The sequence below is a fragment of the Streptococcus parasanguinis genome (assembly GCF_015556095.1).
GTDB classification, from domain to species: domain Bacteria; phylum Bacillota; class Bacilli; order Lactobacillales; family Streptococcaceae; genus Streptococcus; species Streptococcus parasanguinis_Q.
In genome coordinates this window covers 441194-456382 of the sequence record NZ_JADNLT010000001.1, presented here as the reverse complement: position 1 = coordinate 456382, position 15189 = coordinate 441194, and the positions used below count along the sequence as shown (strand labels likewise).

Here is a 15189-nt window from a genome sequence, read left to right as displayed (position 1 = left end):
CCTAATACTTAGTCTTGTTATCCAGTAAGTCTTTTATTTCCAAAATCTTACTTTTGCTTGTTTGCTTTTCAGTATGAGTATGTTTTTCAAAAGATATTTTTGTGTCTGAAGTAATAACATTCTCACTAAGATACTTCTTAGTTACTAGTTGCTGATCAGATTTTAACAAGCCCTCTTCTTTTAACAATTCATTCGCAATATCAGGATACAAACTAGTTTTAAGAAGATTCCTTAACTTTTTGTTTTCCTCTAATAATTCTTTGTTTAACGCTGTCTGCTCCTTTATTTCAGCATTCTTTTCATTAAGTTGTGCTACCTCATTTTTCAACTCTGAAACTCTTGTTTTGAGCTTACTGGCTTCTTCCTTATATTCTATTGCTGCATCAACAACTCTTTTATAATAATTGTTAAGTTCCATCAATGCTGATTTGATTGCTTTAGGGGTTCTATTGGTCATTAAGAAACGTTCTACATCTAGAGTTTTATACGTTATAACTGTTTGATAAGTGTCGTCTTCAAATAGTTCCAATCTATCATTAAGGGCTTGTCTAAATTCTTTGTTTCTTCTAATCGTTGTGTCTGCAACCTGCGGAAATCCGTTGCTTCTAAGGTAATTTCCAAACTGTGGAATTTTGAATAGTCTAGGATTATTCGAACAATGTTCCAGTAAATAATGTTCAAATAATAATAGCAATTCTTGATTATCAATATACTTCTTTCTAGCCATTTGAGAACTCCTGTAAGGATAAATGTTTTTCAGTTAGATATTCTTGATAAGAATGACTAACTGTTTTAAGTTTTAATAATGCCTCACCAATATCTTCTATATTCCCCTTTCCTTGTCGAACTCTTTTTATAGCCTCATCTACAATTAAAGCTTCCTCGTCGATTGATTTCTTAAAGGATTTATCCATAGAGAAATAATCTTTTCCAGCTTTTCTGTAAAATGGACAACTAGTACAAGCACCAAGCTCTGCATGTGAGCTAATGACTTTAAGACAGTCTGAATAATCACCTTCCGCAAATCGAGGTGAATAACATCTGCCCTTATTATCAAGAGGAACATAGTTTTTATTAATGGTGTATTTATGTTGAGTTTTACTTATAGCGTAAGACGTTTGAGAGTTTGTTAATTTACGATAAAGCTGATAGCTCCTACATTCAATAAACTGACTCAGATTTGAAAAATAATGTGAAGATGTTGTGATACTATCATGTCCAGCTAAGAGCATTGCTGTTACTGGACTAGCTCCTTCTGCTATCAAATTGATCATTGCAATGTGTCTAGTATCTCCAATATGAATGAAATTAATCTCATGATCGTCTAATTGATTTGGGGAATTGATATGATGGACAAAATACCCATACTGTTGAGATACAATCTCATTAAAGAAATATTTTAAAATTGTATTTAAGTTACTGTACGTCAAGAAACGGTTTTTAGTACTAGCAATACGTTTCCATTTCCGATAATGAGAGTCTGTCACAAATAGGGTATCTAACTGTGTAGATGATAAGTCTTTGGTTAGCTCTAAATAATTTAAAATCTCACTCGCAAGCTTAAATGGTACTTCGTAAGTTGTTAAATAATAATCCTCTGAAATTTTATGGGATACTCCCTTGTCTTTTCCTTTTAAGTTATTTCGTCTGAGAGTTAAGTAATATTTTCCGTCTTTTTCTGTGAGACAATTTCTCTGAGTGAGCAAAAACTCCCTTGGTCTAAGTGGTACTACTGCTGTTATTTGCCACCATAAGTAAAGAGGGTAGTAAAACAATCTTTCCTCATCTAATAATGATTTAACCCAATAGTCGTTTAAAATATCATTAAATAAAAAATAGGATTGAAATTGGGCTAACTTTCGCTGTTTTTTAGTGTTCAGTTGATAACTAACATTTAAAAGTTCATCTAGTTGCTCAATCAGTTGGGTTAATTCGTTACTCTCTAAACATGGTAGTGTAGAAAGAAAATCTATACATACTGAGGGGTTGGAAATCTTCATATTTGCTAATGAGAAGGCTTCGTTCACTTTTAGTTCTCTGACTAATTTCTTTATATCTCTTAAAAAGGCTTGGAGAGTGATTAAAACATGATGTTCCATAGATAGCACTATAAAACTCTTTAAGTAGGTAACAAAATCATCAAAAGATAATTGAAATACTTGTTCATAAAACCTTTTATATTGGAATTTATTCAAGTTAAAAATGAAGCTAACGTTAGAATATTCATTAGTCGTTTCCCATTTATTTTCTTCAAAATTGGTGGTTAGAATAATCCCTTTTTCAACATAGTCTTGAAAACATTCTTTTGCGCTCTCAATCATATTGTCATCAAACAGGATAATTTCATTTACTTTACGAAATAATTTTGATTGATTATTCAACTGACTAACTCCTTAATAATATCCTCATAATCAGACAATACAGCTTCGCCATACTGTTCTGATAAAGCTTGCAACATTTCTGTAAGACATGGTTTAATCTGCTTCTCAAGAATGGCTCGAACCTTTCCTCGTTCAAGTTCATTCTTTAATTTTTGATATTGTTTATTGAGTCGATTAAACTCACCAATTAACAAAAGCAAGGTAGATTTTGTTTGTAATTCATACTGACAGCCGACGCAATGCTGACGGTCATCATAGGGACATAGTTTCCCTAGTGCAGATAAAAGACACATACTCTCTCCTTGCTTAGAAAAAGCTTCTCCGTTACCAATTCGATGACAGATCGTCAGTAATTGTTCAGGATCAACATTATTTTCAACTAGAGTTTTTAATGCTTGTTGCGAACGTGAATCAGCCCTAATACTCAATTCCAACGTTTTTTCAATTTCAATTGGCGTTAAATCTAAACTTTTAATCATTTGAGTTTGTTGGCTTGGACTTAATTTTTTATACTTTCCTCTAGTTACAATGGTCAAGAGCATAGACGGAATCATGGATAATACGCCTCGTTCAAATAGCTCTTTTGCAACCATTTCAGGTTTTAGTTGTCCGAGTTGGGCATCTTTTAGATACGTTGTTGTGGTTTGTGCAAATTCATTAAAATCCCCTTTATGGCTACGAGCTAATGCTGCTAGAAAATAACCTTTAATATTCAGTTCTGACTTTTCTTCAAGAACATCATCTGCTAACATTGCGACAGATTGTAAGTAGGACTTGTTTGCAGAACGACTACTAAAGTTACGCTCTAAAAATAAATTTCCGATTTCCTCTCCCATATAACTAGTAATCTTTTCATAAGTTTTAATTTGTCTGATCAATGGATTTTCTGCATTGTATGGTATTTGAAGTTGGAAATGTGCCTCACAGATAGCCAATAACGTTCCAATAAGAACCTGACAACTTTCTGGGACATGAAACTTTAACTGAGCAACATTAGAAGCGTTTTTGGTTTTATTAGGTGTTAAGTTTAAATAAGTCAATCTTGTTGTAATACTTAGTAAAGTCCTTCTAGCTTCACTACTACTCCAAGTTCCATCTACTACTGCTTCTAAAACTTCTAATGGTTCTCTTGTTAATTTAGGATGTCCTAATCTTTCTAAGTCTGTTGATCTTAGTGCGCAAATAAAATGTAACCCTAGATACAACCATGTATCTGCATAGTTTTTTGAATTTGCTGCTTTACACAACATATCATTTTTTATGATGTAGTTTTCGTTGAATAGGTAGTACATTAATTCAAGGTATTCATCTAATTCATACGCTCCATTTGCACTCTCAATCGTGTAACGCTTTGTCATTTCAAAACTTACTCGATAACGAGTAACGCCTTTATTGAGTAGCCATTTAATAAATTGAATGAGGATATTGCCTTGTGACTTCGTAAGAACTTCTGTTGCTACTTCTACTAAGGTCTCTACTTCAGCATCACTATATAGAAACAAATCCTTTGTTAAGTAGTATGCTAAAAAATCAAGTAGATAGAAACGATTTGTTTCACTCAGCTTTTCTTCTTCAGCAAATTGTACGAATAATTCACTTGTAGAAGGAAATTTTTTTGAAAAGATTCCTTCCATACTCTTAATTCCAGGAGGTGTTGTTAGATAGTCTTTGATGTGATTTTTAAGAACTTCAGCATCTTTTTCAGAAATAGTATAATCATCAAGATTTATAGACACACCAAACCATTCATTGTCTAGTAAGAATCCACTGACTTTCTCACGGTGTTTTATTGTAGCAGCACCTAACTCGACTAATATTCTTTCAAGATAATTTTTTAAATCTACTACCAATAGCTACTCCTTTTAATCTTCTCCAAACAATTTTTCTGCTTGCCAGTTCATATATTCAAAAACACCATTATTAACCTGACCATATTGTTTTGCAATTTCTCCTTTATTTTGTAAATAAACCCAAGCACTTTCTGGTGAATTGTCTCCTCTAGCAGACATCAGTTCACTAACTTCATTAACACCTGACAAAACCAATTGTGTGGTGTACCAGTGCCTAAAGATATGGGGTGAAATATTATTTTCTTGCAAGAGTTGACCAAAAAAGACAACCTCTGGGTCATCAGATTTAAGAAATATTGGAATCATTTCTTCGCGAATAATCTTACGAAATCGTTGATAGTACACATCGTATGACAATGCTTTCCCTTGCTTGTTAAGGCTTAATGGACCATAATCTTTCTCATACCTTTTACCTTCTAGGTAGCTCATATAGTCATTGTAGGTGTCTAAAAAGACCTCTAAGAAGATATAAGGTACAGCTTGAAGTCTTTCCTTTTTAATTCGTCCAGTTGACTTTAAATCGCTTCTAAGGGGCATTTCTTTTCGCAGATCAACCTCAATTTTAAATACTTGATTATCACTTTGGTGAAATATGATACCTGCCCCCAAAGGGCTATCTTCACGTCTTACATTACAAGCTTCTGATGGTCTTAAACCAACAAATGCTCCCAAGGCAACAGCCATAAGTAAATCCTTGTGACATTGAGCAATGTGAGCGAAGAGCATTTCAAAGGCGCTGTTTGGCATATCTCTAAAAATTGACTTCTGTGTGTTGCTATCATCAACAAATATCTCAAAATTCAGCTCTTTTCTTTTGATGACTCTGCCTCGTCTATTGGTAAACGTATTGATAGAATAAAGGTCTTTTGGCTTCAATTTAACCTTTCCTTTTCGTTCATTCAAGTATAGAGTTAAAAAATCAAGAACTGCATTTACACATTTTTCGACTGTACTTTTCTTTCTATTTTTTCTATCTTCTGGAAGTTGTCCTAAACCATAAAGCATAAAAAACTCCTTGACCATTTCTAAAGTTAGTTGATCAAGATTGTTAACCCCAACTGTTCCGTATATAAAATTCAAAAATTTAACAACGTATGAAAATCGTTTGTTTCCATCGTCTGAAATAGATTTAATCTTTGTGGCAGATTTTACATATCTATGAAAATCAGTGAATTGTAATGTGCCATCATCATGTTTGAGTGCAATCAATTGCTTTGTCACGATGTTGTTATCACCTAAAACCAGCGAATGTTTATAAACTACAAATTTCATTAATTCTCCTTGTTTATCATGACTGAAGGTTCTGACTGGCTTTTAGGATGTCAATACGCAAAAAAACGACCAAATCAGTACTGTTCTCCTTTGAGCTCTAAACTGCAAAAAGGAAATATCGATGAGTACTTTCATTGATCGTTATTATTATTTAAATTAATTCAATAATAAAAGTAACTTCATCTAAGTAATAAGAGCAATTAACTAGCTCAGCAACAACGATAACCACAGCAACTCCTTCTAAACGATGAAAGGAATATCCGCCGTGGCTATCTATATACTTTTTTTCTTTTACTTTGGTAAGTTACTTTTGTTATTTTTACTTTTTCTGTATTATATCATATTTTGATTAAATTGTCATCTGAGATAGTGATTTTAAAAAAGCTGGAAATTTTTTCAATTGTATATTTTGACAATAAAAAACACTTTAATATCAATTTAATGATTTTAGAGCGTTTTTAGCTTATTTGATTTTAAAGTTGTCGTCTATTCCTCAGAATTACTTGAAGAACAGGAAAAATTCGACAACAAAGTAAGTCGATCTATTCAGTTATAAAACCTATGAAGGTCTTTCTGCTGGAACTAGCCACTCCTACTTTGGAGATGTAGATTATACTCTTACTTATTCAACTGATAATATCCCTCATGATTTCTCCTCATGATGCGTCTGTGGGACTCAAAAGTTTTGGGAAACCTTTTGAGGATTAATTTCGTTTCACTAACAAACTCACACACTCCACATGTAGTGTTAGCTTTTTTCTATACTAATAGACGAAAGAGAAAAAAAGTGATTTTAGAATTATACTGTAGAAATAAATATTAACTTTGGTAATGACTAACTTTCTAAAATATCTTCAATAAGCGGTTCTATCCTCTGGATAATAAATCAGAAATTCTAAACTGCATGTAAACTCTATACAATTCAAGGTACTTCAGAAATCAAACATCTTCAACACTATTTTCAACTTATCTAAATAAATAAAATAAGGAGGAAAGTTTATTAACCTTCCCCCTTATGACTTTTTGAAAACCTCTTTCAAGGATTTCACGCCGTCGTGGCACTAAAATATAACTATATTATTCTATCATAACCAGCAACTTTTTGCAACACTTACTTGCCAATTCTATTAAAAAAATTTTTATTAATATCAAACTTCAATAGTAACATATTTTTTAAATAATATGATTGAATAGCTCGATCAATCCTTTTAAGAGAGAATCTATTAAAAGAATTTAAAATTTTTAAACCTTGATAAAACTTTAAAACTCTATTATTCCTTTTAGGAGTAAGTAACAAATCAGAGATAAAAAGTCTATTGATTAGAATACTATTTCCCGTCCTATATCTGGTTATGAGACCAAAGTGTGCCAATTGGTTTCTCAACTCACGCAGTATTTCACAAGCGTTAATGAATTTTTCTCGACTCCCACTAATAGAGGAATCAAATCCCATCTCACTCATAATTTTATTTTGTATAGCAATGTCTAATCCTTGGAATAAAACCAGCAAGTCATTCAACATTAGTGTATCAATAATAACCCAAAGCGGAGGATTTTTATAGCTAGAAATATATGGATATTTAATTTTACAGAAGTCTGAATAAGATAATTCAAAAAATCTTCCCTCTATGTTATTAATTTGAATCGTCACATTCATAGAACCGTTTAATGAAGAAATATTACTAGGAGTATTAGAAGCTTTTATTGAAAATCTCCCTCGATATTGATTTATTTTAAGGTCATCAACTATTCCATCAAAATCACCTTCTAGGTTGTAATATACATCTCCGTTACGAGTATGAGAGGTACTAATTTTACCTGTAAACATTACATCTTTAATCTTGGCAGAAATAGTATGCACTCTAAAAAAAGAATGCGTTTTTTTATTATCTCCATGAGTATAAAAATACTCTGTAAAAGAATTTCGATTGTGTGCTATCGGTAGCACATAACAATTGATATCTAAATACTTTAAGTTAGAAGCAATACCATTATTGCAATGAACTTTTGAAAATTCGTATGCAATTCTCGACTTCAGTTCAACCTCAATCTTTTCGATTTCTTGAAATAGGTACTTAGCTATATTTCTATCTAATGTGTATATTCTCTCAAAATCTTTAAAAGAGACTCTTTTCATATATTTTTTAGGGTTAGAGGTCTCCAAAAAAATAGTTTCAAAACCATTTATAGAATTAAAATAATTTTTCTGCTGAATAAAACTTACCATCCCTGGCTCATCGGTAATCTTCAAATTCCTGCCCCGTTGAATCAAAATCTGCTCTTCAATAGTTTTAAACGCTTTTTCTCTAGTCATATTTTATTATCCATCTGCAATATCTTTGATTATATTATATTTTCGAAAATATAACTATCAAATATAAAAGCCTTAATAGTTATTTTTCTTGTTTACTTTCAAAGTCATTCAACAATTTCAGTATACCACAAAAACGCAAATTAGGCTGTAACGAAAATGTTTTCCAGCTGTTATTACAGCCTTTCTTTTTCTATAACTGTACCTCAGTTCCCTCTGTGAAGGGTACTCTAATTTTCCTATCCTCTTAAATGCTGATGTGGTCTAGAAGTTGATTCATCATAACTCATTCAAATTTATCTAAATCTAGTATCTGATACATCTGCTTAGCATAGTCCTTATGAAGAAGATTTGTTGCTTGCTCTAGCAAAATAAAAATTACTTGATACCTCTAATCACGTACCTCTCATCATAGATTTTATAAATTACAAATAATCGTAATCCACCTACTTGTCGTCACGATGCAAACCGCTATATATTATCAGCTACTGATCCTTTTTAAACGTTGGATAGAATTTGTTTATATAGGAGGTGAAAGTTTTGACATCAATGCTACAGCCCCGTTATAATGCATCTGTGGGACTCAAAAGGTTTGGGAGTTCAAAGCTCCACTGGAGCTTTGAAATAAAAAAGCGAGAGATTTAGCTACGTTTCACTAACAAACTTACACACTCAACATGTGCTGAGAGCTTTCTTCTATACTAATAGACGAAAGGGTGTGAAAATGATTTTTAAATGATACTGTGGAACGGAACAGTAGCCCTAGTATTGACTACTGTCGTTTCTATTCATATTGGCTATTCTAGGACTGAGATGAAAAAATCTATAAATGCTCAGAATAAAATTGAACCCGCAAATCTCCCCAAAACAATGGTGAGTCATGTACTTGTATTATTCCGAAAAAATACACCTCTGGTGCAGTGAGACAAATTGGTGTATCTTATAGTGGCTTCGTAGATGAAAGCTATACTCTACTATCACTCTTTGATGATGTAGAACAAATTGAAAAAGATAATAGACTTCAGACAGCTATTGATGTTGTCAGAGAACAGTTTGGTTTTTTAGCCATACAAAAAGGAACCGTCCTAACTGAAGGTTCCAGAAATATTGAACGCAGTAAACTTATCGGTGGTCATTCCGCGGGTGGATTGGAGGGATTAAAATGAAACAAGAAAAAAATACAGTACAATTTTCAGAAATCCGTAGCAAAGGATGTAATGATATTGAAATGCTTGAAAGATTTTTACATGGAATCGTTGAAACAGCAACTTCAAAACTTCGTCAGAGAAAACTCAAAACAACTGAAATATCGATACGACTAGTACATGCTAAATCTGAAAACCGATTACCATTGGAATTTACATTTAGCATTAAGCCAACAAGCTCATCTGTGATAATCTATACTGAGGTAATCAATCGCTTTAAAGAATGTTACACAGGTGGGGGAATTCAAGGTTTTACGATTCAATTTGATAAAAATACCCTTGCCTCTGCATAGAAAGGATTTGATATGATTGACCGTTCATATTTACCATTTCAATCAGCAAGAGAGTACCAGGATACAAAGATGCAAAAATGGATGGGCTTTTTCCTATCTGAACATGCATCAGCACTCTCTGATGATACAAACAAAGTAACGTACATGTCTGACTTATCACTAGAGAAGAAATTATTACTCCTCAGTCAAGTATACGCCGGGCAGCTACGCACACGCATTCAAGTGATTGAAAAAAACAAGCGTGTTTCCTACACTGGAACAATACCAAGTCTGACCAAAGATTTCATTTTGATAAAAACTACAACAGGTCACATCAATTTGAAATTAAAAGACATTATTAGTATTGAACTTGTCGAGGAGGTGCTCTATGAATCAGCTTGAGTTTCAGCGTAATCACCTACAAATGGACTATTATAGCGAGAGCTACCAAGATTTTGAACGTGACTTCTACCGCTACTCTAACATGAATATTCCATTGACCTTCCTAACTGATGATATCCTAAAAACAATGGCGACTTCACGTAAGAATTACTTTGTCCTCAATAAGGAAAAGTCCAGAGATAACCGCGATCACTTCTTCATATTTGAAGTAAGTACCGTAGATGAGAATCCGCTAATCTATCATTATACATATAAGAAAACTACAATATATTTAGCAGAAAAATAGGAGCAGTTCAATTGACTGTTCCTATTTTTAATATTCATAAAATCTAAAGTCTTTATACTCTTTAACAATGGAGTCGCCAACCAGAACAGACTATACTGACCAGCGACTACCTTAAATTTAATGTTTCAGATTTATTTTCTTATCTCTAATTTCATAAACTACATCTGCTACATTTTCGAGTAATCGTTTATCGTGGGTGATAAACACGATAGTTCCGGTGTACTCCTTCATTAGTATTTCCAAAGCCTCTAAACTTGGTATGTCAAGGAAGTTACTGGGTTCATCCATTATTAGGATGTTATATCTACCCATGAGCATTTTAGCAAGCAACAATTTTATAATTTCTCCACCGCTTAAAACAGATAAACTTTTTCCAATATCGTTCTGTTTGAACCCCATAGATGCTAGCACTGAACGAATTTCTGATATATTGTAGTCACAATCCTTCTGCATAAACTCCATAACATTCTGATTACTGTTGTACTTGTAACCATTCTGTGCAAAGTAACCTATTTTTGCCTTAGGCGAAATAGAAATTCCTTCTTCATGGTTTAAGATCATTTGGATTAAAGTTGTTTTTCCGATTCCATTACCACCAGTTAACGCCACTTTTGCTCCTAACGGAATTTGAAAAGATGCATTTTCAAACAGAGCCTTATCCCCAAATACTTTATTAATTTCTGCACCGACTATAGGGTATGGATTATGGAGCTCCAATGCTTTACTTTGCCTGAAACGAATTCTGCGAATGCCTTCCGGAGCTTCTACTTTTCCTAAGGCCGCAATCCTGTGCTCTAGGGTTTTAGCAGCATTATACATCTTTTTTTCCTTACTTCCTATTGATTTTTGATGAGCTAAACGCCCTCCGTCTTCAGTACTTTTTTTCTTTGAAGAACCTTTTGCCTTCTGTTCTATTTTACGAGCCTGTTTTCGCTTTTCCTCCGCAGCCCTTTCCAATCGGGCACGTTCCGCAATAAATTGTTCGTATTCTGCAGCTTGGCTCTTACGTTCTTCCTCTTTCTGACGAAGATAATCAGAATAGTTTCCCCAATACTCAGTGATTTTGCCATCTTTCAGTTCCCATATTTTATCTACTATTTCATCAAGAAAATAGCGGTCATGGCTAATAACTAACAGTGCACCTGTAAAATATTTTAGCTGTCCTATTAGAAAATCAATTCCTTCACGGTCTAAATGGCTCGTAGGTTCATCCGCTAAAATACCATGAACCTGTGCCGATAAGGCCTGTGCTATTTTAAGCCTTGTTTCTTCACCACCGCTCATAGTCTGTATATTTAATTGCTCAACACCTAGCTTGCCTACAAGTGCAAAATCTTTTTCCTCCTGCAGAGTTACTTCGTCCAACTGGGGAATATAGGCAAGTTCACCCAGACGATTCATTTTACATCCTGGGGGAGTTAATTCTCCTAAAAGTACCCTGAGTAAAGTGCTTTTTCCAGCACCATTTGCTCCTACTAAACCAATACGGTCATAATCATATACTTCTAATTCATTTATATCTAAAACATCGCGTCCTTTGAATTCCACACGAATGTCTTTTGCTTTTAATATTAATTCCATAACATTTCCTCCTGTCTATAATCGCATGCTTTCATTTGCTTGTATGCAGGGAAAACCCTGCGATTTTAGCAGGAAGAGTTACATGAAAATAAGATACATAAATATTCCTCCAATATTGTTTATTTTAAATCTAATTTTCTAACCTCAGTTATCATTTGGCAAACTATAGCAATGCCAATAATTAAAATACCTGATAGTAAAAACCAATGATTTACACCGATTTTATCAGCAAAGAATCCAGAAAGAATTAACCCAATTGGCATAGCAAGTGACATGATACTTCCGATCAAAGAAAATACACGTCCTAAATATTCAGGCTTAATTTTCTCCTGAAAAAGAGCTGTTTGCACACCGCTATAAAATGGCACCGAAAGCCCCATTATTGCACAGCAAACTACGAATATTACAAATCCATTTGGAGGAAGTATTCCCGAAACGGCTAAACTGGTCCCCATTATAAAAAATGAACTTGTTATTAGTAATACATGCTTTTCGAAGCCCCCTAATCTTCCTAATAATAAGCCTCCTGCTAGCATCCCAAATGCAAAGGAAATTTCCGTAATAGAAATATGCACAGGCGTTCCATTAAAGTGTTCCATGCTTATTAAAGGAAATAGTGCATTGATTGGCATATAAACAAAAGTATATAGTGTTCCTAAGAGTAATAAGGCAAACAATCCTTTGTTTTGTCTCAGAACCACAACTCCTTCTTTCATCTCCCTTATGAAATTTGGTTCTAAACTTTGCACTTGATTACCCAGCTTAGGTATACGTACAATTGCTACCGTAATAGATGCAATCACAGCACCCAATACGTCGATGGCAATAATAGCATTTAAATCCCAAACGGAGTATAAGAGTGCTGCAACTGCCGGACTAACAATATAGCTTATAGACTGCAAAGACTGACTATAGCCTGCGCATTTCGTTAGCTGTTCTTCTGGTACTAAAAGTGGTGTAACCGCATTGAGTGCTGGGGTATGAAAAGCTGTTCCAATGCTACGGATAAACAATACTATCATAATCATCCAGACAGGTAGCTCCATACAGAATGCAACAATAGCAAGCACTGCACCAGCTGCTGCGATAATTAAATCGGCACCAATCATTATCTTCTTCCTATCATGACGATCCACTAGCACACCAATGGCAGGTCCCAAAATCGCATAGGGTAAAAAACCTACTAATGAAGCCATAGACAAGACCATCGCAGATCCTGTTTTTTCTGTAAGGTAAAAAATAATCGCCATTTGCAGGATGGCACTAGTGATTAATGATACTGCTTGCCCTGCCCATATTGCATAAAATTTTCGTTTCCAATTGTTGTATTTTTCCATTTATATTATCTCCTGCATATTATTTTGCTTGAATTTCTATTTTTAATAGCATTCTAGGCAATAAAAAATGCAGGCCAAACCCCACAATGTGGCTTTTGGTCTGCATACATACAATTTGGAAACATTCATATTAAAGACATAGTTAAATAAAGGTATAGTTAAATAACCAATATCCTCACCGTAACTAATGAATGCTCAATATCGTATAAATAAGCACAACAAAAAAGCCTATCATCGGGTATAGATTCTGCTTTTTTTATTGCCAGCTTATCTTAAACGCATTGAGGCTGTCATAGTTTCGGTTCCTCCTACATCTTTGTTTATATCAATTTATAGTATAACACAACAAGATGATATGTTCAATATAAAAGTTATGGAATGAGACTCATACTTCCAATTCGATGCCAGATTTAAAGGATATGACGAAGTTTTCTTCATAGACTGTAACGCTCTGGATTATCTTCCTTAGTAGCAAGCGATTAGCTTTCACAAAATCTTCTGTTTGTAGTTTTAAAAATTCATCAGGATTTTCTAACTCAACCTCAAAATATTTCATTTTACATTCCCTCATTTCATTTATTGATAAATTGAGTTTGCAAAAAAGAGTGGACAATTTTTGTCTACTCTTAACCTTTAAAATAGTTTTTTTTAATCGATTTGAAGTTGCCTAAATTATTACTTATTCGGTAAAATGAAGTATTGCTTTCAACAGATTTCCTTCAACTACACTTCACTTGATTCAAACAAGGTGGGTACATTTCTATTCCCACAAACTCCTTGTCAATGGAAACAAACACGTACCCACAGGGTAAATGGAAATAGAAACTGATAATTTCTAGCTATCACTTCTACTCATTCCAAAAATTTTCTCACTCTGATACTTACCCACCATAAAGCAAAAAGCCTTGCAATCAAGGCTTTCATTATCCCTTTCGTTCAAAGGTTTCTAAGCTTTTACGAGCAGAGCGACACACTCAGCGGTTCGCTATCTCCGTTCTGTCTGCGTGCTAGCACTTGTCAATCACGGACAGCTATCGCATGGGCGGAAGTAAATGCTAATCTTCGTCGTTTTACTCCTTGACTAGCAAACTTACCGCCTCAACATGTGGTGCTAGTATACTCCTATATTAAAGAACGAAAGTAACTGAGTTGTTGTTTAAAATTAAAATGTAGAATGAAACTATTTTATAGTTACCATTTTTCAACTTTATAGCTGATAATTGTCACTTAAAAAATTTACTTGCTAACTTGTAAACTTGTTGAGTCTCTTTACTTTTAACGTCCCAACTACCAAATTCTTCTTTAATCAACTCTTTTATTATTCAGCTTTTTTCTCAATCAAATACCAACTAGGAATGATTTGCTTCATATCATCATACCATTCTAAAATTTCCTTAGCTTGATTTTGCATTACTGATATTTCTTCAACTCCGTAAGGAACAGACCATGGAAGAGCACCAACTATGTTATTTAGAATATAGATAGCAAGAAGTTTCCAAAATAAATCTGGAACCTTATGATCAAAATATCCATCTATCATACCAGAGGCAAAAGAAGGTGAAACTTGAGCAGACCATACAATACGATTGAATTCCTCCCAAGGATCTCCAAGGTCAAATCGATCAAAGTCAATGACATAAATATTACGATCTTCACCAATCATGAAATTCCCGATATGATAATCTCCATGTTGGAAAACCTGAGGTCTATCTTTTAATAATTCTCTATTTGCATTTAAAAAATCAATAAAAATCTGACCATTCTCGTATTGAACGGGGCATTCTTTGTATTTTTTGATTTTGTCATCAATTTTACGATTAAAAAAGGGTTCCCAATCTTCACGAACTTCTGTAACAGGAAGTGAATGAATTTTTCGAAGTATACTTCCTGCTTCTACTCCGTAAGTGTATTGTTGTTCTTTCGAAACAGTTAAAATGGTTTCTCTTGCATCTTTCCCGTCTATCCATTCGTGTAAAGAATGCACTTCATCATCACAGAGTTCTATACTAATCGGTTTACACATCGGAATTCCAAGAGAAGCTACTTTCTCCATCATATCATATTCAGATTTTTTAGAATCTAACTTCTCCTTATCAGAAACACGCAAGAAATATTTTTGCTGATTTTGATCTGTCACACAATATTTTTTATCATCTGACCAGCCTTTATTTATGGCTATCTTACTAATAAAATTCATCAAGCACTCTCCGATTCACTTTCCAACACTTCTTGCAGTTTTCACTAGTAACCCATCCAGTTCGTCTACACTTTAGTTTCCAATATGTAAAAATA

13 protein-coding genes are annotated in these 15189 nt (G+C 33.7%); 4 read left to right on the top strand and 9 right to left on the bottom strand.

The genetic code is table 11. The features are described 5' to 3' along the window. Nucleotide 1: 1 nt before the first annotated feature. From I2E70_RS02315 to I2E70_RS02295, 5 genes are all read right to left on the bottom strand, one after another. Entirely contained in the window at nt 2–727 is a 726-nt protein-coding gene (locus I2E70_RS02315) for a hypothetical protein (RefSeq protein WP_003007349.1), read from the bottom strand. Then, the gene (locus I2E70_RS02310; RefSeq protein ID WP_004252853.1) at nt 720–2381 is read right to left on the bottom strand and encodes a hypothetical protein; all 1662 of its coding nucleotides are present in this window, start codon (nt 2379–2381) and stop codon (nt 720–722) included. The genes I2E70_RS02315 and I2E70_RS02310 overlap by 8 nt, the downstream gene beginning before the upstream one ends. After that, nucleotides 2378–4231: a hypothetical protein gene (locus tag I2E70_RS02305; RefSeq protein ID WP_004252851.1), complete on the bottom strand. Its 1854-nt coding sequence runs from the start codon at nt 4229–4231 to the stop codon at nt 2378–2380. The genes I2E70_RS02310 and I2E70_RS02305 overlap by 4 nt, the downstream gene beginning before the upstream one ends. Before the next feature lie 12 nt (nt 4232–4243). After that, nucleotides 4244–5503: a site-specific integrase gene (locus I2E70_RS02300; protein ID WP_003007331.1), complete on the bottom strand. Its 1260-nt coding sequence runs from the start codon at nt 5501–5503 to the stop codon at nt 4244–4246. Nucleotides 5504–6614: 1111 nt separating this feature from the next. Next, nucleotides 6615–7817 carry an Abi family protein gene (locus I2E70_RS02295; RefSeq protein WP_003007328.1) on the bottom strand — a complete coding sequence of 401 codons (1203 nt, stop codon included), beginning with the start codon at nt 7815–7817 and terminating at the stop codon, nt 6615–6617. A gap of 917 nt (nt 7818–8734) precedes the next feature. Here I2E70_RS02295 and I2E70_RS02290 point away from each other — a divergent pair. From I2E70_RS02290 to I2E70_RS02275, 4 genes are read left to right on the top strand one after another with little or no spacing between them, the layout of a single operon-like run. Continuing rightward, nucleotides 8735–8980, top strand: coding sequence for a hypothetical protein (locus I2E70_RS02290; protein WP_001813542.1), 246 nt, complete (start codon nt 8735–8737; stop codon nt 8978–8980). Then, nucleotides 8977–9312, top strand: a complete 336-nt coding sequence (locus I2E70_RS02285) for a hypothetical protein (protein ID WP_000806926.1) — start codon at nt 8977–8979, stop codon at nt 9310–9312. Before I2E70_RS02290 ends, I2E70_RS02285 begins: the two co-directional genes overlap by 4 nt. Before the next feature lie 12 nt (nt 9313–9324). Then, a complete protein-coding gene (locus I2E70_RS02280) occupies nt 9325–9693 on the top strand; it encodes a hypothetical protein (protein WP_000567222.1) in 369 nt (122 codons plus the stop codon). Further along, a complete protein-coding gene (locus I2E70_RS02275) occupies nt 9680–9979 on the top strand; it encodes a DUF5960 family protein (RefSeq protein ID WP_001072467.1) in 300 nt (99 codons plus the stop codon). Before I2E70_RS02280 ends, I2E70_RS02275 begins: the two co-directional genes overlap by 14 nt. 117 nt (nt 9980–10096) lie before the next feature. On the opposite strand, the gene msr(D) is transcribed toward I2E70_RS02275, so the two are convergent. From msr(D) to I2E70_RS02255, 4 genes are all read right to left on the bottom strand, one after another. Further along, nucleotides 10097–11560, bottom strand: coding sequence for an ABC-F type ribosomal protection protein Msr(D) (gene msr(D), locus I2E70_RS02270; protein WP_000420313.1), 1464 nt, complete (start codon nt 11558–11560; stop codon nt 10097–10099). Between the two features lie 119 nt (nt 11561–11679). Beyond that, the gene (gene mef(A) / locus I2E70_RS02265) at nt 11680–12897 is read right to left on the bottom strand and encodes a macrolide efflux MFS transporter Mef(A) (protein ID WP_000417519.1); all 1218 of its coding nucleotides are present in this window, start codon (nt 12895–12897) and stop codon (nt 11680–11682) included. Nucleotides 12898–13282: 385 nt separating this feature from the next. Continuing rightward, the gene (locus tag I2E70_RS02260; RefSeq protein ID WP_000873143.1) at nt 13283–13453 is read right to left on the bottom strand and encodes a hypothetical protein; all 171 of its coding nucleotides are present in this window, start codon (nt 13451–13453) and stop codon (nt 13283–13285) included. 762 nt (nt 13454–14215) lie between these two features. Further along, nucleotides 14216–15094 (bottom strand): aminoglycoside phosphotransferase family protein, encoded by an 879-nt coding sequence (locus I2E70_RS02255; RefSeq protein ID WP_004252845.1) that lies wholly within the window; start codon nt 15092–15094, stop codon nt 14216–14218. Nucleotides 15095–15189: the final 95 nt, after the last annotated feature.